This is a genomic window from Vibrio sp. DW001 (assembly GCF_029016285.1).
In the GTDB taxonomy this organism is placed as follows: domain Bacteria; phylum Pseudomonadota; class Gammaproteobacteria; order Enterobacterales; family Vibrionaceae; genus Vibrio.
Map to the genome: position 1 here is coordinate 2076675 of NZ_CP091975.1, position 26565 is coordinate 2103239.

The window sequence follows — 26565 nt, forward strand, 5'->3', positions numbered from 1 at the left end:
TCAGCCATTTATTAGGATAATCATCTAGTTGAGATTATATTGACTATAAAAAACAGTTTCACAGACTCTTATTAAATAAAGGATATTTTCATTTAAGTGACAATAGCGTTCCGTCGTGCTTTCCAGCATAACAATACGAGGATATAACCACCTCTATCCAAAACTGTTTTACTATCGATGTCTCTTTATAGGTCATTGCCAACCTCCCAAGAGAACAGCTCTAACCCCCCTTGTTCTGGTGGCGAGCTCAATTTAAAACCACGAGTAGACACCTGAAGCGACGCCTGCTCCAAATGGGGAAAACTCACGCCAACACCTTCTGACATTTGACTAAATAACATTAAATGCTCAACACCTGTTGTGCTCACATTGACGTACCAATTGAACGAAAGCGATTCGTTGGGTTGTAAACGATTGGGTTGACCACTCTGCGGATATAATTGAGTAATACCATATTGACTGTCGATAAAAAATATATTTATATCTTGAGGTTTGCGGCTTATGTTTTTTATTTCGAAAAGAATTTGATCGTTCTCTTTTAACGTCGGACGTACATTAATGGGTAATGACTGAACGTTGTTATCCCGTTTAACGTTAAACTCAACCTTAAGGTGCTTCTGGGTTCCCGTTAATCGGACATTACTACTTAGTAAGCGTTCAACATTCGCGATCTTTAATAAGCTATTCTTAATAACAACTAAACGACTTCTTTGCGAACGAGGAACCGATACGTTAAGTAGTCGCTGTGCCACTCTATCTTCCAAGCAAGTTGCCTCTTGTGTTTTCTCTATCTGTTGCTCTTCACACGGTAGTGATTGATCTGCCCGCAGAAACCAATACTTGTTGTCGAATTCACTGACTAATATAGACGCGTTGTTTACTTCGCTAAGTGTAAACTGTGGTTGACGAGAAGCGATATTTTCTAATTGAGTTTGCAGTGCTTCCCTCTGAGAGGGCGACCTGTTTTTTGAAGGTAACATCGCGATATTTAACGTCGCATTGAGTGCCGAATCAATGATGCGAACATACACATTTTCCGGCCATGTTCCGATTTCTAAAGACTGAACAGATGCATAGCTAGTCACAGCCGTCGCACGGTCAATAGTGACTTCAGCCAAATAGTCTTTATCTTGATCCAAAGGGTCGGAATATATTGCCACTAACGAGTTTGCCGTCAACATCGATAACGCCCCTCCTTGAATAACCAACTCGTTTCCCTGAATATTACCGACAAATTGTGGTTCCCCACTGTCTTCAGAATCAAACACAGATTTGGTCAAATCCGTTGCACTAAATAGAGGTATGCTGCTTCTCCACGGAATACTTTCGTAGCGAGCCACTATTTTCTGTGCCAATTGTTGATAACTAAGTGTTGAGTTCGACGCTAAAACGTCCATTAGGGCATAAGTAAACAACCCATGAAACCGAGAAGCGTCATCGCTACGTGGCAGTTTCATTTCAGGTGTGGTTTGCGTGCTTTGAGCGGCAGAAAAGGCGATTAACTCACCTCTGATTGTCGAAAGCGAATTTGCAGATGCGTGGAATAGCGCTTTTTGTAATCCCGTATCTTTATCATGACGAGAGTCGTTCCATTGACTAAAAGGCAAACTGTCGGTCGACTGGGGTGTATTCGAGGGGATCACAGGGATATCGAGTATGGATGGCGCGACTTGACGGAACCTTATATCAGGCATCGCTGCCCCTCTTGTCATTGTCCCTGAATGGCAGCTGTCAAACACGATCCAGACATCTGCACCACGGTCACGAATCGCATTGATATAGTAAGCAATCTCGTTATCTACTATCGCATTCTTCACTGCGCCCATTTCTTTGTTCCACTCACCGACATCGGTTGGGAGGAATATTTCATCTAAACCATCGGCTTCGTCATTCGACTGAACCTTTGCAGGCTGACGGCTGCCGTGCCCAGAAAAATGCAGATAAAAGAAATCGCCCTCACCAGCTGCCGTAACTAACTGCTCTAATCGCGTTAAAATATTACGTCGCGTAGGCGATTCAAAACTTGGTTTAGTGACCAATGAATAGATGTGTTTTTTATCGAATTTATTCTTCAGTAGTACGTCCTGAATGATCTCAACATCGTTTTCTGGCCCTAATAGTTGAGCACTTTCAGGTAGATTAGGATAGTTACCAACGCCGACCAATAGTGCGTATTTTTGCGCGATAACACTGGTCGATAACAATGATAGTATAACTAGAAAAACGGGCCGAACCATCCTAAAACATACCTGCATAACCTAAGTATCCTACTGATTAATTGACTTTTTCCTACCTGAAGTGAGTTTTAGGATAAGCACCAAACTAGAAAGAAAACCGGTAATCACATTTGCGATTACTAACGGCCAATCTTGATTAACAATACCATAAATTAACCAACTAAAAACACCCGTTACAAACATGCAATACATGCCAGTAGATATCCCATCTACATTTTTAGTTTTAAGAATCGATGCTACCTGAGGAACAAATGAGAATGTGGTACAAAATGCGGCAAAATAGCCGATAGTTTCATTCATGAACGTTTACCAAAATAGGTCAGTTATTTACCGAAGTAAGATTACCATAAAACGATCAATTGGCGACCTTCTCATTGATAAACATAGCCAATGCCGATAATGAAACCGCCACGTCCTCAACGTTAACCGACTCTTTGGGGCTGTGACTGATGCCCTCTTTACAACGCATAAACAACATTGTTGTGGGAACAATATCGGCCAAAACCATCGCATCGTGTCCCGCGCCAGAGGTCAATGCTAATGGTACACCTATGATCTGCTCTACAACCTCTACCATCGCGGTCGTTACATTAGGCTCACAGCTCACAGCCTGTGCGTTATGGGTTTCTTCCAATTTGATACTCACCCCATTTTCGCTTGCCAATCCCTCTAATCGTTCAATAGAACGAGCAATGAACGCATCTCTCGCACCATCATTGATACTTCTTACATCTAACGACATATTCACACAACCGGGTATCACGTTCACACCACCAGGATAGACATCTAATTTACCCACTGTTGCTAACACGGGGTAATCATCAGCAATGGAATTTCTCGCGGCTTGATTGAGTTCAGTAATCCACTGGCAAGCCGAGACAAGCGCGTCTTGCCTTGAGGCTATGGGGACAGTTCCTGCATGGCCTGCTTTACCTTCCAACGTAATCGAAAACCGCTTCGCACCGGCAATACCATTTACCGCAGAAATAGGCAGATCTTTTTCTTCCAATACAGGGCCTTGTTCTATATGAAGTTCGACATACGCAATCACATGATTACTGTCTATCTGCGCTTCCGAAACTTTAGATACATCCAAAGCGAAGTCACGCATAGCTTGCGCCAAGCTAACGCCATTATCATCGGTTAACTCACGCCATTTACTTATCCATTTACCGGATATGGCCGAACTACCAAGGAGCGTTGCACCGAAACGCGTACCTTCTTCATCACCAAATCCCACCACATCAACATGAAAATCAAAGGCAATACCGTTATCCGCGAAATATTTGATCAAAACCAAAGGAGCAATAACACCCAATACACCATCGTATTTACCACCATTAGGAACGGTATCTGTATGGGAACCTAAGATAATGCGCTGCTCTGTATCACTGTTTGCTTGAAGTCGGACCCATTGATTGCCCGCCTGATCTTGCCAACTTGGCAGGTGGCTTTCATCTGCCCATGTGCGTATTTGCTCGTTGGTCAACTTATGTTCCGGCGTCAGATAACGTCTGTCCATTTGGCCAGGAGTTTGAGTGTATTTGGCGAGAACCTGACAATATTCCATTACGGTAATGGCAAGTTTATCCATTGTTGGTTTGCCCAGTTTCTGTTGATACCACGTTTTATCCATCGTCTATTTTCCTGTCTGATAACGTTCGATCGCTGACTGATAGGCGGCCCCTTGTTTAATGACACCACCTGATTGAACCAGTAGAGCTTCTAACGCAACCAGAGTGAGTAACACCGTGTCTAACCTTGCGTTATACCCCATCGTGCCTATACGCCAAATTTTGCCGTGAAGGGGGCCAAATGAAGTGCCAATTTCAATATTGAATTGAGATAGCATTGCCTGTCGAACGGCTTCACCATCAACATAAGAAGGAATCACTACACCAACCACGTTGTTCATCTTATGGGTTAGGTCTCCGAATAAGGCCAATCCCATCGCTTTGAGTCCAACAGCTAATGCATCACCGGCTCTCTTGTGCCTTTCAATAACACAGTCTAATCCTTCTTCTAGGTTGAGCTGCGCACATTCACGTGCGGCGAATAACATACTCGTGGCTTCGGTATGGTGGTTTAAACGTTCATCACCCCAATAATCCAAGATCATGCCCAAATCAAAATAATTAGAACGAACCCGACTCCGTTGTCCTACGTGGTGATCGTCGGTACGAATACCCGCTTCAATATGCTTCCTTTGCCGTATTTCCTCGACGGCTTTCTCACTTAACGTTACTGGCGCTGAGCCCGATGGCCCACCCAGACATTTCTGTAATCCAACTGAGACCGCATCAAGTTGCCATTCGTCGGCTTCAAACTCATTACCAACGATCGACGCCGTCGCATCACTATAAAAAAGCACACCATGCTTTTTACACAATTCACCCGCACCGTTTAAAGGTTGCAGCATCGTGGTTGAAGTATCGCCTTGTACAAGCGCAAGCACTTTGGGTTTATGACGAGTAATCTGTTGTTCTAGCATTGAATCGGTCACCACGGTGCCCCACTCAACCTCAAAGGTGACGACATCTGCGCCCGCGCGCTCCGAAATTTCAGCAAGTAGATGTCCGAAACGACCAAAAACTGGCACCAGTACTTTGTCTCCCGGTTCGATAAGTGACACCAATACCGCTTCAATACCGGCTCTGGCAGTACCATCTACCAACACGGTGGCTTGGTTCTTGGTTTTAAATACGGATCGATATAACGCCATGGTTTGGTTCATATAGCCCGTCATTACCGGGTCATATTGTCCAATCAGTTGATTGCCCATCGCCTGCAATACTCGGGGGTAAACCGTGATTGGCCCGGGACCCATGAGAATACGAGGAGGGGGTGAAAGTCGTTCAAATAAGTCCATATCTTCTTCCTTGAAGGTGATTTTCCGTCTAAATAGCCATCTAGATTAAATCTACATTCCTGTATTTATAAGGTTTGTAACAACATACGAATACCGGTGAAAGCAAGGACGATTGCAAACACCTTTTTCAACATTGCATTATCGAGTTTTTTACCTAGACTCGCACCAATTGGTGAGAAAAACACCGTTAGCGGAACAATAAATAGGAACCCTAACCAGTTGACTAAACCGTAGTTACCAAAAGGAGCATCGCTTGGTGTTGTGCCTACCAACAACATCGTCACGACACCAGGCAGTGCAATTAACAACCCGACAGTAGCTGCCGTGCCGACAGCCTTATGGGTTGGAAAATTAAAGGCAGACAATGTGGGCACTGTTAACGTACCGCCACCAATGCCGATCATTGCACTCAGACAACCAATACACGTTCCTATCACACCTTGGCCGGTTTTACTCGGTAACGATTGTGCCAAAGGTGCGGCGTTTGCACCAAGTAACATATTGAGCGCGGAAAGGGTGGCGATAATGCCAAACGCCGCCGTAAGCCAAGGGCCACCAACACGTGTCGCCAATAAACTTCCGCAGACAACACCAAATACAATAAACGGGGCAAGCCATTTAAGTAGAACCCAGTCTACATTACCATTTTTGTTGTGCGCCTTAATCGAGCTTAAGGAAGTAGGAACGATGGTGGCCAGTGATGTGGCGGTAGCAATCATCATGGCAGATGTCGAGCTTACCCCAAAGTGTTGAAATAGATAAAAAAGGACAGGAACAATAACAATACCGCCCCCAACACCTAATAACCCCGCTAACAATCCAGCAACTACACCTGTCGCTAATAGAGCTAATATCACAGGTAATACCTGAATAACGTCGTTCATTTTCTATTTGTTCCCTTACTGTTTATCGACCATTTATGTTCACTAACTGAACACTCGTTATTTATGATTGCTTTGCCGTTACTTCTTGGGTCCGATGCGGCAGTCGTCGTTTGCTTAGATACGTGGATAGCACCTGCATGGCCGAAAAACTCGGCTAAATCGGGAGCGGACACCACATCGTGTCCTCTTTCTTGTAGCGTTGCAGCATGCTTGCGATACAAAGCGGCCTCCAATTTGAGGTTTTCACTCACTTTGCCCCATGTTTTACCCAATAACCAACGTGGTAGTGCAATCGAATCACCGATATTCTTACCTTGTATCAGGTACCGCCAAATCAATGCGGCTTGAGTTTGAGGTTGTCCTTCTCCACCCATGGTTCCGTAGATAAATCTAGACCCGTCTTTCAGCAACGCTAACGGCGGATTAAGAGTATGCATTGGTTGGTGACCACTTTTGATAAAATTAGCATGTGTCGGTTCTGTACTAAAGCCTAAACAACGGTTGTTCCAGACAACGCCTGTCGCTGGATTAACCATACCAGAACCAAATTCCCAATAGATACTTTGAATATAACTTACCGCTAAACCGTCGCTATCCACGACCCCCATCCAAACGGTGTCTCCAATAGGACCAGGGGTCGGCCACGGAGCAGCAGTAGAGGAAATCAATCGGTTTTGTTCGCTTATCGAGTCTGTCGAAAGACGCGCTTGCATCTGGTCGTTCAATGACGCTTTATCACTTAGGTTGCTATTGCGCCAGTCAAACGCGACTTTTACCGATTCGATTAGGTAGTGAAGCAACTCCTCCTCTCCTTCATCACTGCGCCAATAGTCATCTTTTTCTGCTCGCTGCTCGACATAATGGTTTAGCAAAGCAAGGATATTCAATGACGCTCCGCCTTGAGTAGGCGCACCAAGGTTATAGAAACTCCCCCACTGTGTGACCGCTTTTAGTGGCGTTGATATCTGAGCAGATGTGTTAGCGATATCTTGCAGAGAAATAGGGCTCCCTTCCTGCTTTAAATAACGCGCATTTTCTCGGGCTAGATCCCCGTGATACCAATCTTGTAATCCTGCTTTTGCTAGCTGTTGATAGGTTCTCGCCATCGCAGGCAAAATCATCAGGTCTCCAACCTCATGAGCTTTGGATTGCTTCAAAAATACCGTCGAGAAATCGTCACCACCCCATTCATCAATCAGTTTGCATTGCGCATCACGTAAACTCTGCGTCACCTCAAATCCATTCGTCGCATACTCGATTGCAGGCTCAAATATCTTGTCTAATGAGAGCGAACCAGCATACGTTGATAACGCCATTTCCCAACCCGAGACAACACCCGCGGTAGTCAAAGCCACCTTTGGACCTCTCTGATGCTGACCAAATTCTGCGTTAGATAAATCTTGAACACACTGACCTGCAGCATTGATGGCGATAGGTGATTCTCCGGGCTTATGAATAAGCCAAAAACCATCACCGCCCAAACTCGTCATGTGTGGATACACCACCGTTAATGCGCTCGCCATAGCAATACACGCCTCTACGGCATTTCCACCCTGTTGTAATATTTTCTCTCCTGCTAGGGAAGCAAGATAATGCGGGGCGGTAACCGCTGAACTGTATGACATAAACATCCCTTTACTATGTGTGTAACTACCATTCTATTTTACAACGAGTTTACTTGTTGTTTAGCAAAATGAATCAATGACAGGTCTGAATTCTCTTTACCCAATAAACTCAGACCTATCGGAGCTTTACCGATCGTTATTGCAGGTATCTGCAATTGAGGCCAGCCACTTAAACCTGCAATAGAGGTGAGCCCGAGCAATACTTGCCTTTCGTTATTGATTTCATCCTTATTCGAATCGATCAACGGTGCAACATTGGGAACCGTTGGCATGAGTAGAACACACCCGTCGGGTAACCAATTCGATTTCTCACTATTCCACTCTTCCCGTAGGCTCAAGGCCCTCTCTTTATCTACACTGCTGATATTTTGCCCCCACCGCAGACGCTGTTGGATGTCAGCACCAAATGCAGATAGATTCGCCATCAACCACCGACGATGAGTGTCCCACAAAGAGGTGGCTTGAAGCACTGAAAAGCAAAATCTTCTCTCCTCCGCGCTCAATGGCGGATCGTCTAAACGCGTTGTATGACCTTCAAAATTTAAGAAGATTTGTTCGGCATAAGATTTCAGTTCTTTATTGACTCCGTCCCATAACACCTCGCACCACGCCATACTATTTAATGGGACGATAGTCTTATTTCCTAATAATGATTGATAACCTTTTTCCAATATTGACAACTCCTTTGCCAGCAAGCCCGGAGTATCGAACGTTGGCGAAAGCGGCACCAACCCTTGTTCAGAAATAACACCGTAGGTAGGTCGCATGCCAAACAATCCACAATAACTGGCAGGGACTCTAATTGAGCCCCCTGTATCAGTTGCCAACGATAGTTCAGACTCCCCCAGAGCAATCGAAACCGCAGAACCCGAGCTCGACCCCCCACTCGTGCGCATGTTGTCACGTGGATTAACTGAAACACCATGATGGCTGTTGTTGCCAGCAAGCGAATAAGCCATTTCGTCTAGTTGTGTTTTATAGGTTAACCTAGCCCCGTGTTGTAACAGAAGATCGACCGCCTTAGCATTACGTTTCTCAATTGGCGCTTGCGCTAACCAACGTGGAAGACCTGCTCCCGTCTTAAAGCCTTTTATAGCGAAGAGGTCTTTAACAGAAACTCTGACTTCTGATAGCGCATCACTGATAATGGTTTGTGTTTCATTTTCGACCGACGAGATGTCCTCAATATTGTGAAGCTGGACAGAAACATCGCTCTTTGCGTTCTCTTTCTCTCTAGGGGCAGTAGCGGTCACGCTATCCCCTAATGGCTTTTTTTTAGTGGCCTTGTTGTCCACTTTCTTATGTTCAGACAGCCAATGCTCCGCTATTTGTTCACGTGTCGCGTACCAGACATCCGTGAATTGCTTAACGTATAAGATAAATCGTCTCAACCCTGCAATTCGCGCGGGCCTTCCGACCAGACGACAATGTAGGCCAATACTCAACATTTTAGGATTTACGTCTCCCTCCAAATACAATTCATCAAAGGCATCTTTTAGATACTGGTAGAACTGTTCACCGCCATTAAAGCCTTGTGGAGTAGCAAAACGCATATCATTGGTATCCAGTGTGTAAGGCACCATTAATAACGGTTTGGAGTAATTCTCATCCCAGTATGGCAGATCATCTGCATAGCTATCAGCACAATAAAGAATGTCATTACGATCCGCAATGAGTGCCAACGTATGCGGGCTCGTTCTACCAGTGTACCAACCTCTCGGCTTACTTCCCGTTACCTTCTCATGGATCGAAATCGCCTCATCCATGTGGGCTTTTTCTTGCTCTCGTGTGAAGCTTTGATAACTTATCCAACGTAAACCGTGGCTCGCAATTTCCCAGTCAGAATCCAGCATGGCTTTAACCACCTCAGGGTTCTTCTCTAGTGCTTTTGCAACACCGAAGACCGTTACTGGAATCTGCTCTTTATTGAACAATCGATGTAGACGCCAGAAACCAGCGCGGCTACCGTACTCATAGATCGACTCCATACTAAGATGCCTGTCTTGGTAGGAATCTGCACCAATGATCTCAGAGAGAAACTTCTCAGATCCTTCATCCCCATGAAGCACACAATTCTCAGCGCCTTCTTCATAATTAATCACAAATTGGACCGCAATTCTTGCCTTGTTGGGCCAGTTTGGGTTTGGTGGCGTTTCCCCGTACCCGACCAAATCTCTTGGGTAGTTATCGCTCATAATCATTCCTTGTTGAGACGTCCTATAACGCGTTTACATCGGGTTATGCTTAGTCGCTATATGGATAAGATTTAATGGTACCCATTAGCAATGTAAATAAAATGATAGGAGTATATAGCCTTTATGTTAAGCAATTTTCTGACCAAGTGTTCAAGAAATTGCTTAACTCAACGTAAACCTAACCCTTTAAGCACAATATTTACCGTAAAGTCCCCGGCCTCTATAAACTCCTCATCATCGAGAGATCGGCCATTTATCAGCTCTATCTCACTATCAAAATCCGCATAAAATTGTGTCGTCCCCCAAATGAGGAACAGTAAATAGAGTGGATTTATTTTTGTGATTAATCCTTCATCGATCCATGTTTGAATGACATCGACTTTGCTTTTCGACCACACAACCATTGGCTGTTCAATAGCATCTCGAATGATTGGTGCACCTTGAATTATCTCCATTGCAAAGATCTTAGAACGCATTGGATGTGTTCGGCTATAACGCATCTTTTCAATAATATAGCGACGAATAACCTCATCTGGAGCCTGTTGGTTTGCGTCAATAGAGAACCCTTGATTCCACATCTCAAGAATATCGGTAAGCAGTGCCTTATAAAGGCCCGTTTTTGATTTAAAGTAATAAAGAATATTCGCTTTTGGCAATTCAACACTATCCGCAATAGCTTGTACTGAGGTACCTTTGAAACCATATTTGGCGAACTCTTGTTCGGCCGCATATAATATTCGCTGTCTGTTTTTTGCGCGGATAGAACCTCCCCTTCCCTCTGTACTTTCTTCATTTTCTACATCAGACATATCGATCCTATTTGTCGTTAGATTTCGTTGTTCTATTCATTTTTGTCGTGCTTATTTTAAAAACACGACCCCAACGTCGGCTTTCTTTTCGTACTCATTTGGTGCAGGCGCACCAAATGAGCGTCGATCGACCGTTCAACGTGATTACATAATCTTAGCAAACCTTGCGTTTCCTAGTGAGTTGAACAATTGGTCAGGTTATTGCATTAACCATTCCAATTATAGGAAAGGAATCGACACACCATGACCAATGGATATCTATTAGAGCTCTGGAACGTGAGTAAGTTTTTTCCAGGTGTCATCGCAAATAACAATGTAAATCTGACTCTAAAAAAAGGAGAAATACTGGCGTTATTGGGTGAAAATGGCGCAGGAAAGTCAACACTCGTGAAGATGATATATGGTGTAAATCGCCCCGATACTGGCGCGATTCTGTGGAAAAATCATGAGGTAAACATTCGCTCCCCTAATCAAGCCAGAGCAATGGGTATCGGCATGGTTTTTCAGCACTTCTCTGTCTTTGAAACGTTAACCGTACTAGAGAATATTGAACTGGGTTTGGATAAAGCGTTTCTGAACACAGTAGTAAACCTAAAGCAACGTGTTATTGAGATAAGCAAAAAATATGATCTGCATGTTGAACCAAACCGATATGTACATAGCTTGAGTATAGGTGAACGCCAACGTTTAGAAATATTACGTTGTCTAATACAAGAGGTTGAGCTCCTTATCCTTGACGAGCCAACCTCCGTATTAACACCGCAAGAGGTAGCCGGACTTTTCAGAGTCCTGAAAACACTCACCGCGGAAGGGTGTAGCATTCTCTTTATTAGCCACAAACTAAAAGAAGTAACGGCGCTGTGTGACAGAGCCGTTATCCTTCGCGGTGGTGAAGTAAGTGGCGAATGCACCCCTTCAGACGAAACCCCAGAAACCATCGCAAGAATGATGGTCGGCAGTGAAGCAGAACTGTCCGAAAGCTACCCGAAAAACCTCACTGAACACATCCTATTCGAAACCATTAACCTTACACTGCCTCCCGCGCACCCCTTTGGTTGCGGACTAAGTAATGTAAGTCTACAGCTTCGTACGGGTGAAATTCTTGGTATAGCGGGCGTCGCGGGTAATGGGCAGGAAGACCTACTTGAAGCAATCAGTGGTGAAGATTTTAGAGCGCCCAAAGAAAGCATTCTATTCGAAGGAAAAGCTATCGGCCATAAGAGTGCCGGAGAAAGAAGAACGTTGGGAATGGCGTATGTACCAACAGACAGGCTGGGGCAAGGTGCAGTTCCAGAAATGAGCCTAACCGACAATACACTACTGACCAACAGTGAAAGATTGGTTAAAAATGGCTTTATTCTCAAGCAAAAACTAACTCAATTGGTCGACAACATCATCCTCGTCAACAACGTCAAATGCCGTAATAGACAAGCTCAAGCAAAGAGTCTCTCCGGCGGAAACCTTCAGAAATTCATCATAGGTAGAGAAGTGGAGCAAAACCCAACCCTGCTTATCTGTGCCCACCCGACATGGGGAGTGGACATTGGCGCCGCTAGCGCTATCCACCGACAACTCATTGCACTAAGAGATCAAGGAGCCTCTATCTTAGTGGTATCGGAAGATATCGATGAACTGTTCGTTATCTGTGACCGGGTCACCGCATTATATGAGGGAGCCATAGCGCCAATTGTCGAAACCAGTAAAACCAATATTGAACAGATTGGACAATGGATAGCCGGTAGTTTCATTGACCATTCAGAGGTTAGATTAAGGGAGAATTCCAATGCTAAAGATTGAACCAAGGATTGAAAGTTCTAAGTTGATGACCTGGTTCTCGCCTGTTATAGCCATCATCTTAACAATGATGGTTTCCAGCCTAATGTTCACCGCTTTAGGGGTTAATCCTACTAAGGCGTTCGAGGTCTTTGTTATTTCACCACTCAGCGACAGTTACAATCTAGGTGAACTGATGGTGAAGTCTACGCCATTAATGCTTTGTGCTGTTGGACTCGCGTTATGTTACCGCGCGAACATCTGGAATATAGGTGCAGAAGGACAGCTGCTCATTGGTGCCGTTGCAAGCAGTGCGATTGCAATACAAATGGGAGAGGACGCCGGCGTTGGTTCTTTGGTTTTAGTCCTTCTCATTGGCATAATAAGTGGCATGTTGTGGGCCGCAATTCCCACATTATTAGAACGTATCTTTCATACCAATCTTATCCTCACCACCATCATGCTCAACTACGTTGGTCTTTATACCCTGTTATGGGCAGTTCATGGCCCACTAGCCGACCCACAAGGCTTTGGCTTTCCAGAGTCGATTATATTTACTGATGGCGTTTTGTTGCCCATTATTCAGGAAGAAGGCCGCGCTTCCATTTCTATTATTATCGCCGTTATTGTGGCGCTTTTATCCGGGCTTGTGCTCTTTAAAACACTACCGGGCTTTAAATTAAGAGTATTTGGTGAAGACCCATCTGCCGCTCGATATGCGGGTTTTAGCAGCAGTAAAATTATTTGGAGTGTGATGTTATTTTCTGGCGCACTCGCAGGTTTCGCCGGTGCCGCAGAAGTCACAGGCCCCATAGGGCAACTTATTCCTTCAGTCTCACCGGGCTATGGATACGCCGCGATAATCGTTGCGTATCTTGGTCGACTAAACCCTATAGGCATTATTCTCGCGGCGCTCTTTATGGGGACCCTCTATATGGGGACCGACTTGGCACAAATAGAACTGGGATTGCCAACCGCCATCACTGGGCTATTCCAAGGCACCCTGCTTTTTTTTCTTCTTGCGTGTGATTTCCTTATTTTCTATCGGATAGCCATTCGAAAACGTAACCCAAAACACACTCCCCCTCTCCTTGTTAAAAAAGAAATTGTGGACACCCATCATGAATCAGGAGTTGCCTAATGGATATGGAATTACTACAACAAATATTAATAGCGGCACTCAAAACGGGTACTCCGTTGTTACTTATCGCTTTAGGTGAATTGGTCTGTGAGAAATCAGGCGTACTGAATCTAGGACAAGAAGGCATGATGTTAATGGGTGCAATGGCAGGCTTTGCTGGCGCTTATTATACTGGCAGTTTAGGGATGGGTATCGCTATCGCTATTTTTGCTGGTATGAGTATGTCTCTGATTTTTGCGACCTTGTCAGTGAGCCTTAACACCAATCAGGTGGCGACGGGCTTAGCCCTCACCATATTTGGTACCGGATTAAGCTCGTTTTTAGGGGGCGAGTTAGTCGGATTTACTATCCAAGGTTTCGCCCAAATTGAGCTCCCATTGCTCAGCCGTATTCCGTTTATCGGTCAAATACTGTTCAATCAAGATATCATTGTTTATACCAGTTTCGGCATCGTTGGATTAACGTGGTATGTACTGCAAAAAACACGCATCGGCTTAACACTCCGTGCGGTAGGTGAAAACCCACATTCGGCTAATGCACTCGGTATCAAGGTATTAAAGGTTCGTTATCTAGCGGTTCTGTTTGGTGGCGCAATGGCTGGGTTTTCTGGTGCCTATATGTCCCTCGCTTACACACCAATGTGGATGGAGAACATGACCGCAGGTCGAGGTTGGATTGCGCTTGCATTGGTTGTTTTTGCTTCGTGGCGAGTCGGTTATCTGATGCTGGGTGCCTATCTATTTGGCTTCGCTTCTATATTGCATCTCGTCATGCAAGGATTTGGCTTTGATATCTCGCCAAACCTGCTTGCTATGACGCCTTACTTAGCAACGATTATCGTTATGGTGATGATCAGCTCTAACTCCCTTAAGCAAAAGCTCTCAACACCAATGAGTTTGGCCAAACCGTTTGATCCTAAATTGCACTAATTTGCTTGCATCTGTCGATACACAAAAGGCACACAACACGTAACACAGATATACGTCAGCAGCCCTACCGCGCCATGATGGCGTGGTGGAATTCACTTACGCATAGTAAGTGATGGATTAACAACTGATCGGTATTGGACCCACAATAGATCAATAGTGGTCAACGAACAGGCTAACGACGGATTAATTTGGTGCACGCAAGACACGCTATTGCACCAAACCCGAACACCATTGATTACGCCTGCGTTTCTATGTCACAGATCTCAATATAACTCTACCCATATTACTGCTCGCAACGCCTTTAGTTACAAGGTGTTAACAAGAACGATGAATTATTTTGTAAAAATATCACCATGTGGTCAGGTTTTTGCAATTAATCAATAACAACGTGCTAAACCGAATTGGTTCTCCGTTCAAGTAATTCTGAGAACGCTGATTCAAACGAGTCACATTGATTTATAAACAATTGAAATGGAGTTTTTCATGAAATTAAACCGATGGATGAGTGCAACCGCCTTATCAATTACGACACTTTTATCTACTGCAACTTTAGCAGAAGAGCAAATGAAGGTTGGATTCGTTTATGTAGGTCCAGTGGGAGACCATGGATGGAGTTATGAGCACGACCAAGGCCGAAAAGAGATGGAGAAATATTTTGGCAATAAGGTGACAACGACCTACGTAGAAAGTGTCCCTGAAGGTGCGGATGCAGAACGAGTGATTACCCAGTTAGCTAAGTCAGGTCATGAGCTCATTTTCACGACTTCTTTTGGTTACATGAACCCGACACTTAAAGCCGCAAAACGATTTCCTAAGGTTAAATTTGAACACGCTACTGGTTATAAACGCTCGAAAAACGTCTCTAACTATGCACTAAGAACCTATGAAGGCCGTTATGTCTCTGGTGTTGCTGCAGGCATGGCAACCAAGACCAACACATTGGGTTACATCGCGTCGTTCCCAATTCCAGAAGTTATCCGTGATATTAACGCCGTTTACATTGGTGCGAAAAGCGTAAATCCAGACGTAAAACTTAAGATTGTTTGGGTTAATACCTGGTATGACCCAGGAAAAGAGTCCGATGCTGCAAGCGCACTTATTGACCAAGGCGTCGACATTATGCTTCAACACACTGACAGCCCCGCCCCCCTCATTACCGCCGAAAAACGCGGCATTATGGGCATTGGCCAAGCGTCCGACATGAGCCATTTCGCCCCTAAGGCACATATGTTCTCAGTACGTGATGTATGGGCCCCGCACTATATCCGTACCGTACAAGAAGTCATGGATAGCAATTGGATGCCAGAAGATTATTGGGGTGGTTTTGCAGACGACATCTTGCAAATCGTTTCTGTGAACCCTGAGCTGCCTACTGACATCAAAGAGGCGATTACGGCCACACATGCTAAAATTAAATCAGGCGAGTTCCATCCTTTCACTGGCCCAATGAAAGATAACAGTGGTAAAGAAGTGATTGCAGCGGGACATACGCTGACGGATCAAGAGCTTGCGGGTATTAACTGGTATGTAGAAGGTATCGAGGCAAAAATCCCTAACTAAAGCGCCCTCGAAAAGACTCACCAGCTTTTGATTAGCTCGTGGGTCTTTTTTTACCTAACTACTTGACCAAGTGGACAACTTTTGGCAACAGAGGACGTTATGTTAGAGATCATGATCAACAATGAAATTGTTCAAATTGAAACAGCAGCCGTTGATAGTATGCTACTGCCGTATTTAAGAGAGCAACGAGAATTAACCGGGTCTAAAGAAGGTTGCGCCAGTGGCGATTGTGGTGCTTGTACGGTTGTTATGGCGGACTTGGATGAAGATAACCAGTTACGCTATCGACAGGTCAACGCCTGCATTACGCCCCTTCATGCGCTGCACGGCAAGAAAATTGTCACCGTTGAGCATCTGCAACAGAACGGAAAATTGCACCCAGTGCAGCAGGCCGTTGTGGATAATCATGGCACACAATGTGGCTTCTGCACTCCCGGCATTGTGATGTCTCTGTATGCGCTTTCTAAACAGAAAACTCGCCCAGAAAACCCACCAGATTACCTCTCTGGCAATCTGTGCCGCTGTACTGGTTACGGCCCGTTGATTGAAGCTGCAAACCTCATCGCGGACATCGATATTGACGACCCAACAAGTCAAGACGAAGACACACTTGTCGAATGGATGAATTCTATAGAACCACAGAACACGGTTAATTACTGGAAACCATGTGATAGAGAAGCGCTTGGCGAACTTCGTACCAAGCATCCAGATGCAAAACTGATTGCGGGTGGTACAGATTTGGCTCTTGAGGTAACCCAGCAATTACAACGCATAGACAAGATGATTGACCTCTCGGATGTGAAAGACCTACAAGGCATTACAAAAACCAAGTCAGGTTGGAGAATTGGATCCGCTGTGCTGCTTTCAAAATTGCACGCTTTTATGCGTGAACATTATCCAAGCACAGACGAATTAATTGAACGATTAGGTAGCCTAACTATTCGAAACCGAGGCACGCTCGGTGGCAGTCTAGGTCACGCCTCACCTATCGGGGATGTTGCGCCATTACTTATCAGCTTGAATGGTCGTATAGAGATCGATAACGGCAAACAAAAGCGCCTATACGCGCCAGAAGATTACATTACCGGTTACCGCGAAACCCTTATCAAAGACGATGAATGGATAAGCGCAATCCATATTCCTATATTGGCTCCGAACCAGAAACACGCCATCTATAAGATCAGTAAACGATTCGAAGACGACATTGCTACCGTTGTGTTGGCGATCAACCTGACTTTTGGAAATGATAACCGTATTAAGGCCTGTATATTATCTGCCGGGGGTATCGCGGCAAAATCGGTTCGACTTTCTCAACTCGAAGGCCTTTTTGTCGGCCGCCATTTCACCTCTGAGTTGGTCCGTAAAGTACAAAAACTCGTACCAAACGTTATCGCCCCCATTGGTGACGTTAGGGGCAGCGCGGAATATCGTATACAACTTGTGCAAAACCTCATTCAGCGCTTTTACCTGGAATGTCATCAGGTCCCAACAAGATTGAACACACCACTCCATTCATCCAAAGAAAAGAGTACAAAAGAGGTTAATCAATAATGCGTAAATTAACCCAAGTAAATCCGATAAGTGGCGAAAAAAAATTGCGCTCTTCAGACATTGTTGGCCGAAGTTACAAACACGAAAGTGCCATTAAACAAGTCACTGGCGACGCGGCATTTCTAGACGACTACCCAACCCCTAAAGGGTGTTTGCATGGTGCTGTCATAACCGCTTCTATTGCAAAAGGGAAGATAACAGCGATTGATTTTTCTCCTGTAAAAGCGATGCCTGGTGTCGTCGCGGTTTATGGGTATCACGATATCCCCGGAAAAAAAGATATCGGTCCAATTGTCAAAGGCGATCCATTACTCAGCGATAACGAAATCAAGTTCTATCAACAACCGGTCGCACTTGTATTAGCTCGAAGCCATGTTCAAGCGGTAAAAGCAGCAAGGAAGGCTCAGATTGAATACGATGTCGATCTGAATCCTATTCTTGATTGTGTGGGAGACGGCAATCAAGCAGAAGTATTACCAGCAAATACTATGGGAACGCCGGTATCAGCCGAACAGTTTGAAAAAAGCGATATCGTTATTTCTGGTCAACAGCATATTGGTGGACAAGAGCACTTCTATCTTGAAGGACAGATAAGCCTTGCAGAACTCACCGAAGACAAGGGGATTTTTCTACGCACCTCAAGCCAACATCCAACCGAGGTACAAACACTCGTCGCCGAAGTGCTCGATATTCCATTTAACAAAGTGACCGTAGATATGCGTCGAATGGGAGGAGGCTTTGGAGGCAAAGAGACACAAGCCGCTCAATGGGCATGTCTAGCCGGCATGGGCGCATTGTTGTCCGGTAAAGCGGTGAAAATTCGACTCCCTCGTTCCACGGACATGTCGGTGACAGGTAAACGTCATCCGTTCTTCAATCAATATAAGATTGGCGCAAATAAACAAGGAATTATCGAGTCCGTCGCGATAGAAGTGAATGGCTTATGCGGCCACTCAGCGGACCTTTCTGGTGCTATTGTCGATCGCGCTATGTTCCACAGCGATAATGCCTACTTCCTCGCGAAGGCATCAGTCATTGGTAACCGACTCAAAACCGACACCGTTTCCCATACTGCATTTCGCGGATTCGGCGGGCCTCAAGGCATGATGATGATTGAACAAGCAATGCAGGATCTCAGCATTGCTGTGGGAGAAGATGCCCTCGATCTACGCCTTAAAAACCTTTATCGAGCAGGCAAAGACACCACTCATTACGGGATGGCCGTTGAGCAATATAAAGAGTTAAAACAGGTTATCACTCAGCTAGAAACTCGTTGTGATTATCGACAACGTCGAGAGGAAGTCGACGTATGGAATAAAGCCAATCCAATACTTAAAAAAGGATTGGCACTCACCCCTGTTAAGTTTGGTATTGCATTTACCGCAACGCATCTAAACCAAGCCGGCGCTTTGATCCATATCTATACCGATGGCAGCGTGCAGGTGTCGCACGGCGGTACGGAAATGGGACAAGGTTTGCATACTAAGATTCAACAAATTGTGGCTCAAACTTTAGGTATCCCCTTTGAGTTGGTGTTAATCACCTCAACCAGAACAGATAAAGTGCCTAACACCTCGCCTACTGCTGCGTCTTCAAGTACGGATCTCAATGGTATGGCCGCGCACAATGCGGCAAAAACGCTGAAATCTCGCCTAATAGCGTTTGCATTGGAAGCGTATAAAGCCGTAGGAACCGACGCAGACATTATCGATGGTGTGCTCGCTATCGGGGATAAGCAAATAGATTGGCATTCGTTGATTCAGCAAGCCTACCTAAACCGTGTTTCCCTCTCCGCTAGCGGATTCTACAAAACACCAAAGATTTGGTATGACCCGAAAAAATCTATCGGTAGACCTTTTTTCTATTTTTCACTGGGTGCTTCTTGTTCAGAGGTGACTATCGATACCCTCACAGGCGAAATGCGCGTTGATAGAGTAGACATCCTACACGATGTCGGCAGCAGCCTTAACCCGGCGATCGACCTTGGTCAAATTGAAGGAGCATTTATCCAAGGAATGGGGTGGCTGACGACAGAAGAGCTGGTCTGGAGCAAAGACGGTGCGCTGCTAAGCAATAGCCCGATGAACTACAAAATACCAACCATCGGCGACTATCCAAAGCAGATGAATGTCGATCTTTTCGATAAAGCAAACCCTGAGCACAGCATCTATCGTTCTAAAGCTGTCGGCGAACCGCCTTTCATGCACGCCATCAGTGTTTGGTGCGCCATCTACAATGCGGTTTCGTCTATTGGAAACCATACTTTGGCCGCTGATCTGAATGCCCCTGCTACCGGCGAAGCCATACTAAAAGCGTGCGCAAAACAGTACGACAAGTTTGGTCGGGAGGCGACCTATGCAAGATAATCACTCAGACGCTTTCAATCCGTTCATTGTGGGCTCGAAATTAACGTGGTTAGAGGCGTGTCAATGGCTAGAACAACATGGCGAAGCGTATTGTATCGCCACCATTGTTGCTGAAGCTGGCTCGGTTCCTCGGGCAAACGGCAGTAAAATGGTCATCTCAACCCATACTCAGTTCGACACACTTGGTGGTGGAAACCTTGAACGTCAGGTAATCAAAAAAGCGCGAAAATTGTTAGACGATAAACAAGAAGGCGTTTCTATTGAGCGCTTTTCGTTAACCGCAGATTTACAACAGTGTTGCGGCGGTGCGGTGCAGGTTATGCTTGAGAGCATAAACTGCCAATTGCCTAAAGTCGTTATTTATGGTGCCGGACATGTAAGCCAAGCCTTGTGTACCATTCTTCAGCAGCTGCCTTGTCATGTGCGCGTTATCGATAATCGGCATGAATGGGTAGAACAAGTAACGGTGTTAGGTGTAAAAGCCTATCAACACGACTTTCCTATCGAAACCGTCGACAATCTCGACGCAAAAAGCATCGTGCTTATTATGACACATGACCATGCTTTAGATTTTGACTTAACGAAATTAGCGATAGAAAGATCCTGTTTTCCTTATATTGGCCTTATCGGTTCTCAAGGTAAGAAACAGCGCTTTGAGTTTCGCTTAAAAGAACAACTCTCTGACCCTTCATTACTGGAACAACTCACCTGTCCAATCGGCCTTGCGGGTATTCATGGAAAATTACCGATGCAAGTTGCTGTGTCGGTTTCTGCCCAGCTTATCGTCCTTTTTGAAGCAATCAAATCCGATTCAGCGAGCCAATCAGAAGACCGCCCGCGCAGCGAGAGACAGTGGCAGCGGGCAAACGACGTCAGAAAGATGTTGAAGGGGACTCCGCATGACTAATCAACCTGCAGACCACAGACCTTCCATCGATAAACCATTGTTGGAAAAAATTTGCTCAAGCCAACGCTGGCAGACGCTGTTATTAACATCGTTATGTCCTAACTCCGGAACGATGTTAAACAAAGAGAACGTGATTGGTATGGCGGACAAAGCCTTTTGCCAACTTGAAGAGAATGACTGGTTAGATGCCTTTGCTGGCCACCCAATGATTGGTGATATATCTAGCCTTAGAGAGAAATACGCGCAAGGCAAGGGCTTGAGTGAGAACGAGCAGAATCAGGTATCGGGCGCATCCGAAACGGTACTGCAATCACTTCTTAAATTGAATCACGCTTACCTCAATAAATTTGGTTTTATCTTTATCATCTGTGCCACAAATAAATCAGCCCAAGAGATGCGCGATATTTTGCAATTTCGACTCAACAATAGTCGTGCTGAGGAGTTACTAAACGCCTCTGTAGAACAGAGAAAGATCAGCCATATTCGCATGGAGGCACTATTATGAGCAGCTTAAGTTGTCACGTACTCAATACCACCCATGGTATTCCTGCTTCTTGTATCGAAGTAGAACTCACTCGATTCTCTCAACATGAGAGTCTGCAAAAAGGCATCACCGATCAGGATGGTCGCTTTCAGTTTGATGCCGTCACACTTGAAAAGGGACGATACACGCTCAAGTTTCACACCGAGCAATACTGCCAGAACCAGTTCGACGATTGTTTTTTTCCTATGGTAGATGTGCATTTTATTGTCGAAGATGAACGTCACTATCATGTTCCTCTGTTGCTTTCTCCATTCTCTTATTCTACCTATAGGGGAAGTTAATATGCTTAGACAAGTCCATCGGGGAAGTCTATTGCACTTCCCTAAAAGTAGTATCGATCCAGCCAAAAACTATCAATACTTTAATGACGGTGTATTAGTGATACAAGAGGGGAAGATCGTCCATGTCGGTGAGGCCGAAACGTTTTTCAAACTACCCGAGAATCAACAGCTACTCAATTATGGTGGGGTAGATCTGCACAAGGGATTAATCATTCCCGGAATGATCGACGGCCATGTACATCTGCCGCAAATTGAGATGATAGCCAGCTACGGCAAACAGCTCTTAGATTGGTTGAATGAGTACACCTTCCCTACCGAGAAAAAGTTTGCCGAAGTGGAGTATTGCTATCGACAATCACGGTTCTTTTTAGAACAGTTGCTTTCTCACGGAACTACGACCGCGAGCGTATTTGCAACGGTCCACCCACACTCCGTTGATGCTTTTTTTGTCGCGGCTGAAGAGTTAGATGCAAGGATGATCTGCGGAAAAGTCATGATGGATAGAAACTGTCCTGATTACCTGCAAGATACGCCTGAATCCGCTTATTACGATAGTAAGGTACTCATAGAGAGATGGCACGGGAATGGCCGAGCCATGTACGCGATCACGCCTAGATTTGCACCAACAAGCTCACCGGAGCAGCTTAAAAAAGCGGGACAACTTGCCGAAGAACACCCAGACACCTTTATTCAGACTCACCTAAGTGAAAATCGGTCTGAAATAGAGTGGATAAAATCACTCTACCCAAAACACAAAGATTATCTCGATATTTATCAAAGCTTCGGCCTAGCTCGTGACCGTTCACTATTCGGTCACTGTCTCCACCTGCAAAATCGCGAGTATAAAGCGTTAGCAGAATCAGGGGCTACCATCACCTTTTGCCCCTCTTCTAATCTATTCCTTGGTAGCGGTTTATTCGATTACCAAAAAGCAAAAGACCACAATATCCCAATATCCATAGCCAGTGATATTGGCGCAGGGACAAGCCTAAGCTTATTCGCCAATCAGTCGGACGCCTACAAAATTTGTCAGTTGCAAGGCATTAGCTTAGACCCATTTGAATCTTTATATCGCTGTACACAGGGTGCGGCCGATGCCATGGGCATATCCCATCTTGTTGGCAATCTTAATCCCGGAACCGAAGCCGATTTTATCGAACTGGATATCAAAGCTTCGCCCATTCTTCATCAGCGCTTGGTGCGCTGCAATGATCTATCCGAGCAACTGTTTGCTATCTCAATGCTAAGTGATGAAAGAGTCATCGCGGCTACCTATCTGAATGGAAAACTCGTCTACAAAAAAGGAAGTAAAATATGTGGCCACAACTCTACGAGTGGATTGCGTTATTTATCAAATGGTTCCACGTAATCAGTGGCATTGCATGGATAGGGGCAAGCTTCTATTTTACGTGGTTGGATAATAGCTTAGAGATACCACCAAAATGGAAAATGGACAAAGGTATTAAGGGCGGTTTATGGGCCGTACATGGTGGCGGTTTCTACGAGGTAACAAAATACCAAGTCGGTCCAGAAAAAATGCCAGACAATCTACATTGGTTTAAATGGGAAGCCTACACCACATGGGTGACTGGATCCGTATTGATGATCTGGATGTATTACCTTAATGCGCAGGCCTACCTTATTGACCCAAGGGTGATGACCCTTTCCACGACAGCAGCCATTAGCTTAGGGGTTGGGACTATTTTGGCGGGAGTGGTCTGTTATGAAGTGTTATTACGTTCTCCATTAGCCAATAATCGAACGCGCTTTGTTGTTTCTCTTACCGTTGCAGGTGGGGTGTTTTTCTTCGCCTTCACTGAATTCTTTAGTGGACGTGGTGCCTTTATCCATATGGGAGCGCTAATAGGCTCGATTATGGTGAATAACGTCTGGCATAAGATCATCCCCGGTCAGCGAAAAATGGTGGCACAGGTCGCCGCGGGCGAACCCGTCGACCCTACTCCAGGTTTAGAAGGTAAAAGACGTTCGATTCACAATAATTACCTTACTCTACCCGTTATCTTCTTAATGATAAGTAACCATTACCCAATGGTCTATCAGCACGAATTTAACTGGTTGGTTGCCCTGCTAATCATGATAATCAGTGCATGGATTCGACACTACTTCAATCTAAAACACACCGGTAAAAACAAACCAAGTGTTCTGATTACCGGCATTGCAGCCATGTGTCTGCTCTCGGTGCTTATCAGTATCCCTCCTGTTACGTCTAAGGTGACAGCGGCAGAAGGACAAGTAAGTGAAGTAACCTCGCTGACGACAGTGCAAGGTTCAGCAAAAGCGATTATTTCGTTGCGCTGTGTGAGTTGCCACAGCAGCAACCCAACCGATGATGTTTTTGTTGTCGCGCCATCTGGCGTCGTCTTTGATAACTGGCAAGATATTGAACGTTGGATACCAAGGATTTTAGCGCGTTCAGTCGACACCGCTGATATGCCATTTTTAAATAAAACCGGCATGACAGATGAAGAGAGAAGCCGACTTAAGCAGCTGCTAAACCAATCTAAGTAGGTTCAATACGGACATTAATCGAGACGTAATCATGTGCAAATAAGTGTGTCGATAAATTGTTGTCTCACTGGATCTTGATAGCTGTTATTCCAGATTAAACCTACATCCCATTTTGAGCTGGGGCCACTTAATGGGATATATCTGATCTGTGGTTGGCTCAATAATTTAGCGCTGGCTGGGATAACAGTATATCCCAACCTTGCTGAGACAAGAGACAGAAGTGTTAAAATGTCGTCAGACTCTTGTTCCACATTCAATTGCAATTGATTGTCGCGAAGAAACGAATCTATTTGCCCGCTCAGCCCCTGACCTCTAGATGGGGTAAGTCGCATATAATTCAATTGGTAAAGTGATTTCCAGCTATCCTTACTGTCTATTAATTCGCCTTCATGTACAGCCACGACTAATTGATCCGAAAAAAGCCGAATACTTTTTAAGGGAGGATTAACAGGCAGTCGATTAAAGCTTAGCTGAAGCTCGCCACTCAGAAGCAGTTTAGTCTGATGGTGCGACGGTATATCATTCAATGTGATATGCACATCCGGATAGTTCTGTTTAAAAGTAGAAATATATTTAGGTGCTTGGTGGTAGGTAGAGATCCCAAAACCGATACCTAAATGCCCTTTCGTACCGTCTGTAACCGATCTTGTTAGCCCTTCAAAAGCTTTAAAGCTTGCAACCAATCGTTTTGCTTCCGGAAGAATCGTTTTACCCACTTGAGTTAAGCTCGCGCCACTTCTGCCTCGTTCGAACAATATTGAGTTTATGTCGTTTTCTAGACGCTGAATTTTCTTAGTTAGTGCCGACTGAGTGATAAATAGTTGCTCGGAAGCCATCCGGTAGTTGCCCGATTTAGCTAGCTGACAAAATGCGCGCAGTTGATCTACATCCATTCCCATTACTCATGCATTATTGAATTTAATTCATTATATGGAATGTTTAAATAAGGTTAAAGTTGTTTCACAACCTAATGGAGAATAACTACTATGAGTAAATCCACATTTGCACTGCTATCAGCAAGAGGGCTGGTTATTGCGCAAAATTTAGAGGACGACGAAGCGGGAGCGGTTATTTGCTCAATGATGAAAGATAAAGCCATCATATTACCCTTTATTTGCCACGCAGAAGACAGTAGAGAGGCGCTTGATATTTACAATGACAAAGTAAAAGGTAATCTCGATCTTTTTACGATTTTCTTAGGTAAAGAGGCGTTCGATGTCCGCTAAAATTGAAGCTGCACTGTTCGATATGGATGGGACGTTGATTGATTCCAAACCCATTATTGAACAGGCATGGCGTTGTGTAGCGCAAGAATATGGCATTGAGTTAAATAGGGCCACCATTGAGCAACATGTTCATGGTAGAAGTGGCAACTATACTCGTGATTTTTTATTCAAACACTTATCTATCAAAGAAAGGCATATAGCCAAGGGCAAAGTAGACGCGATCGAGGAGACATCCAAACCACGTCTTATAAATGGTGTAATAAACACTTTGACTATGCTGCGTGAAAAAGGAATAAAACTCGCCCTTGTCACCGCCAGTTGGGACAGTCGCATTGAATTTATTTTGTCTTTGCACGGCCTCCACCACTATTTTGATTGTGTGGTGTCCCGTAGTGATGTGAAACACGGAAAACCGCATCCAGAGTCTTTTTTACTTGCATCCAAAAGATTACATTGCAATATCCAAAACTGTGTTGTGTTTGAAGATTCGTTAAGTGGTTTGGAATCTGGCATTCAAAGTGGCGCAAAATGCATTGCAATTGGTCACCTAGATTACAGCGAAAAACCGGTCCATTCCACGTACCTTGATTTTAAAGCACTGTTGAATGACCAACAGAACACCTTATTTAATCCACCTTAACGGGTTTGTCTGTGTCCATATACACCCATACCATGCGATCCACGAACCATGCTTTACATAAGATAATCCAAATATTGCCGATGATTAACACCCAAACATCTAACGAGTAAAGACCATAAAGAAATGGAACCATGCCCAGCGCAGAAAGCAATTGAAGGACATTCGCCGCCTCCTGATGATGTGTTGGGATGGCGTGCACAGCACGATTCAAATATATGCGTTCACCAAATGTTCCCCTCGATGCCCAATTATCTGTCTGTTTTGGTGCTTTAAATAACCTAGGATTTAACCATACCCAGATAAGTGAGATCAGTACCAATAGCCAACTGTATGATCCAATCCAATGCTGTGAATAAAAAGAAATTGAAATGAGCGGTAGAAGAGTAAATCGAGTATAGACACTCCATGGATTAGAATGCTTAGCCCAACTATCGTCGTCCATCTTCATTAATTGCTCTGATAACTTAGTAAAATCCATCGTACTTTTACCTCAACCTAT

23 protein-coding genes and 1 pseudogene are annotated in these 26565 nt (G+C 44.7%); 13 read left to right on the forward strand and 11 right to left on the reverse strand.

Annotated elements, in window-relative coordinates:
* Positions 1 to 185: 185 nt before the first annotated feature.
* The 9 genes and pseudogenes from L3V77_RS09520 to L3V77_RS09560 form a co-directional block, all read right to left on the reverse strand.
* A complete protein-coding gene (locus L3V77_RS09520) occupies positions 186 to 2237 on the reverse strand; it encodes a caspase family protein (RefSeq protein ID WP_275133927.1) in 2052 nt (683 codons plus the stop codon).
* Between the two features lie 30 nt (positions 2238 to 2267).
* Positions 2268 to 2537, reverse strand: a complete 270-nt coding sequence (locus L3V77_RS09525) for a SemiSWEET transporter (protein ID WP_275133928.1) — start codon at positions 2535 to 2537, stop codon at positions 2268 to 2270.
* A gap of 55 nt (positions 2538 to 2592) precedes the next feature.
* On the reverse strand, positions 2593 to 3873 hold the full coding sequence (locus L3V77_RS09530; RefSeq protein WP_275133929.1) for an allantoate amidohydrolase: 1281 nt from the start codon (positions 3871 to 3873) through the stop codon (positions 2593 to 2595).
* A 3-nt stretch (positions 3874 to 3876) separates the two neighbouring features.
* A complete protein-coding gene (locus L3V77_RS09535) occupies positions 3877 to 5106 on the reverse strand; it encodes an alanine--glyoxylate aminotransferase family protein (protein ID WP_275133930.1) in 1230 nt (409 codons plus the stop codon).
* A 65-nt stretch (positions 5107 to 5171) separates the two neighbouring features.
* Positions 5172 to 5990, reverse strand: coding sequence for a sulfite exporter TauE/SafE family protein (locus L3V77_RS09540; RefSeq protein ID WP_275133931.1), 819 nt, complete (start codon positions 5988 to 5990; stop codon positions 5172 to 5174).
* On the reverse strand, positions 5987 to 7615 hold the full coding sequence (locus L3V77_RS09545) for a gamma-glutamyltransferase (protein WP_275133932.1): 1629 nt from the start codon (positions 7613 to 7615) through the stop codon (positions 5987 to 5989). The genes L3V77_RS09540 and L3V77_RS09545 overlap by 4 nt, the downstream gene beginning before the upstream one ends.
* Positions 7616 to 7653: 38 nt before the next feature.
* The gene (locus tag L3V77_RS09550) at positions 7654 to 8910 is read right to left on the reverse strand and encodes an amidase family protein (RefSeq protein WP_275136741.1); all 1257 of its coding nucleotides are present in this window, start codon (positions 8908 to 8910) and stop codon (positions 7654 to 7656) included.
* A gap of 51 nt (positions 8911 to 8961) precedes the next feature.
* Positions 8962 to 9810 (reverse strand): annotated as a pseudogene (puuE, locus tag L3V77_RS09555) (allantoinase PuuE); the annotation flags it as partial.
* Between the two features lie 167 nt (positions 9811 to 9977).
* Positions 9978 to 10619, reverse strand: coding sequence for a TetR family transcriptional regulator C-terminal domain-containing protein (locus L3V77_RS09560; protein ID WP_275133933.1), 642 nt, complete (start codon positions 10617 to 10619; stop codon positions 9978 to 9980).
* 243 nt (positions 10620 to 10862) lie between these two features.
* Here L3V77_RS09560 and L3V77_RS09565 point away from each other — a divergent pair, with 243 nt between their 5' ends.
* From L3V77_RS09565 to L3V77_RS09615, 11 genes are all read left to right on the forward strand, one after another.
* Positions 10863 to 12416, forward strand: coding sequence for an ABC transporter ATP-binding protein (locus L3V77_RS09565; RefSeq protein WP_275133934.1), 1554 nt, complete (start codon positions 10863 to 10865; stop codon positions 12414 to 12416).
* Complete coding sequence (locus L3V77_RS09570) at positions 12403 to 13533, forward strand: ABC transporter permease (protein WP_275133935.1); 1131 nt, start codon at positions 12403 to 12405, stop codon at positions 13531 to 13533. Before L3V77_RS09565 ends, L3V77_RS09570 begins: the two co-directional genes overlap by 14 nt.
* On the forward strand, positions 13533 to 14462 hold the full coding sequence (locus L3V77_RS09575) for an ABC transporter permease (protein ID WP_275133936.1): 930 nt from the start codon (positions 13533 to 13535) through the stop codon (positions 14460 to 14462). Before L3V77_RS09570 ends, L3V77_RS09575 begins: the two co-directional genes overlap by 1 nt.
* Before the next feature lie 483 nt (positions 14463 to 14945).
* Entirely contained in the window at positions 14946 to 16022 is a 1077-nt protein-coding gene (locus tag L3V77_RS09580; protein WP_275133937.1) for a BMP family ABC transporter substrate-binding protein, read from the forward strand.
* Positions 16023 to 16121: 99 nt separating this feature from the next.
* Positions 16122 to 17573, forward strand: coding sequence for a xanthine dehydrogenase small subunit (gene xdhA, locus L3V77_RS09585; RefSeq protein WP_275133938.1), 1452 nt, complete (start codon positions 16122 to 16124; stop codon positions 17571 to 17573).
* Positions 17573 to 19939: a xanthine dehydrogenase molybdopterin binding subunit gene (xdhB, locus tag L3V77_RS09590; RefSeq protein WP_275133939.1), complete on the forward strand. Its 2367-nt coding sequence runs from the start codon at positions 17573 to 17575 to the stop codon at positions 19937 to 19939. Before xdhA ends, xdhB begins: the two co-directional genes overlap by 1 nt.
* Complete coding sequence (gene xdhC, locus L3V77_RS09595; RefSeq protein WP_275133940.1) at positions 19929 to 20846, forward strand: xanthine dehydrogenase accessory protein XdhC; 918 nt, start codon at positions 19929 to 19931, stop codon at positions 20844 to 20846. The genes xdhB and xdhC overlap by 11 nt, the downstream gene beginning before the upstream one ends.
* Positions 20839 to 21351, forward strand: coding sequence for a 2-oxo-4-hydroxy-4-carboxy-5-ureidoimidazoline decarboxylase (locus L3V77_RS09600; protein WP_275133941.1), 513 nt, complete (start codon positions 20839 to 20841; stop codon positions 21349 to 21351). The genes xdhC and L3V77_RS09600 overlap by 8 nt, the downstream gene beginning before the upstream one ends.
* Positions 21348 to 21671 carry a hydroxyisourate hydrolase gene (gene uraH / locus L3V77_RS09605; protein WP_275133942.1) on the forward strand — a complete coding sequence of 108 codons (324 nt, stop codon included), beginning with the start codon at positions 21348 to 21350 and terminating at the stop codon, positions 21669 to 21671. Before L3V77_RS09600 ends, uraH begins: the two co-directional genes overlap by 4 nt.
* A 1-nt stretch (position 21672) precedes the next feature.
* Positions 21673 to 23040, forward strand: a complete 1368-nt coding sequence (gene guaD, locus L3V77_RS09610; RefSeq protein WP_275133943.1) for a guanine deaminase — start codon at positions 21673 to 21675, stop codon at positions 23038 to 23040.
* Entirely contained in the window at positions 22986 to 24200 is a 1215-nt protein-coding gene (locus L3V77_RS09615; protein WP_275133944.1) for a urate hydroxylase PuuD, read from the forward strand. Before guaD ends, L3V77_RS09615 begins: the two co-directional genes overlap by 55 nt.
* A 29-nt stretch (positions 24201 to 24229) precedes the next feature.
* Here the strand turns inward: L3V77_RS09615 and L3V77_RS09620 are convergent, their stop codons facing one another.
* Complete coding sequence (locus L3V77_RS09620) at positions 24230 to 25093, reverse strand: LysR family transcriptional regulator (protein ID WP_275133945.1); 864 nt, start codon at positions 25091 to 25093, stop codon at positions 24230 to 24232.
* Positions 25094 to 25186: 93 nt separating this feature from the next.
* On the opposite strand from L3V77_RS09620, the gene L3V77_RS09625 reads away from it, so the two are divergent.
* Both L3V77_RS09625 and L3V77_RS09630 read left to right on the forward strand, forming a co-directional pair.
* Positions 25187 to 25426, forward strand: coding sequence for a hypothetical protein (locus L3V77_RS09625; RefSeq protein ID WP_275133946.1), 240 nt, complete (start codon positions 25187 to 25189; stop codon positions 25424 to 25426).
* Entirely contained in the window at positions 25416 to 26066 is a 651-nt protein-coding gene (locus L3V77_RS09630; RefSeq protein ID WP_275133947.1) for an HAD family phosphatase, read from the forward strand. The genes L3V77_RS09625 and L3V77_RS09630 overlap by 11 nt, the downstream gene beginning before the upstream one ends.
* Here L3V77_RS09630 and L3V77_RS09635 read toward each other — a convergent pair.
* Positions 26053 to 26544 (reverse strand): DUF6653 family protein, encoded by a 492-nt coding sequence (locus L3V77_RS09635; protein ID WP_275133948.1) that lies wholly within the window; start codon positions 26542 to 26544, stop codon positions 26053 to 26055. The two genes, L3V77_RS09630 and L3V77_RS09635, sit on opposite strands and share 14 nt — an antisense overlap.
* Between the last annotated feature and the right edge of the window lie 21 nt (positions 26545 to 26565).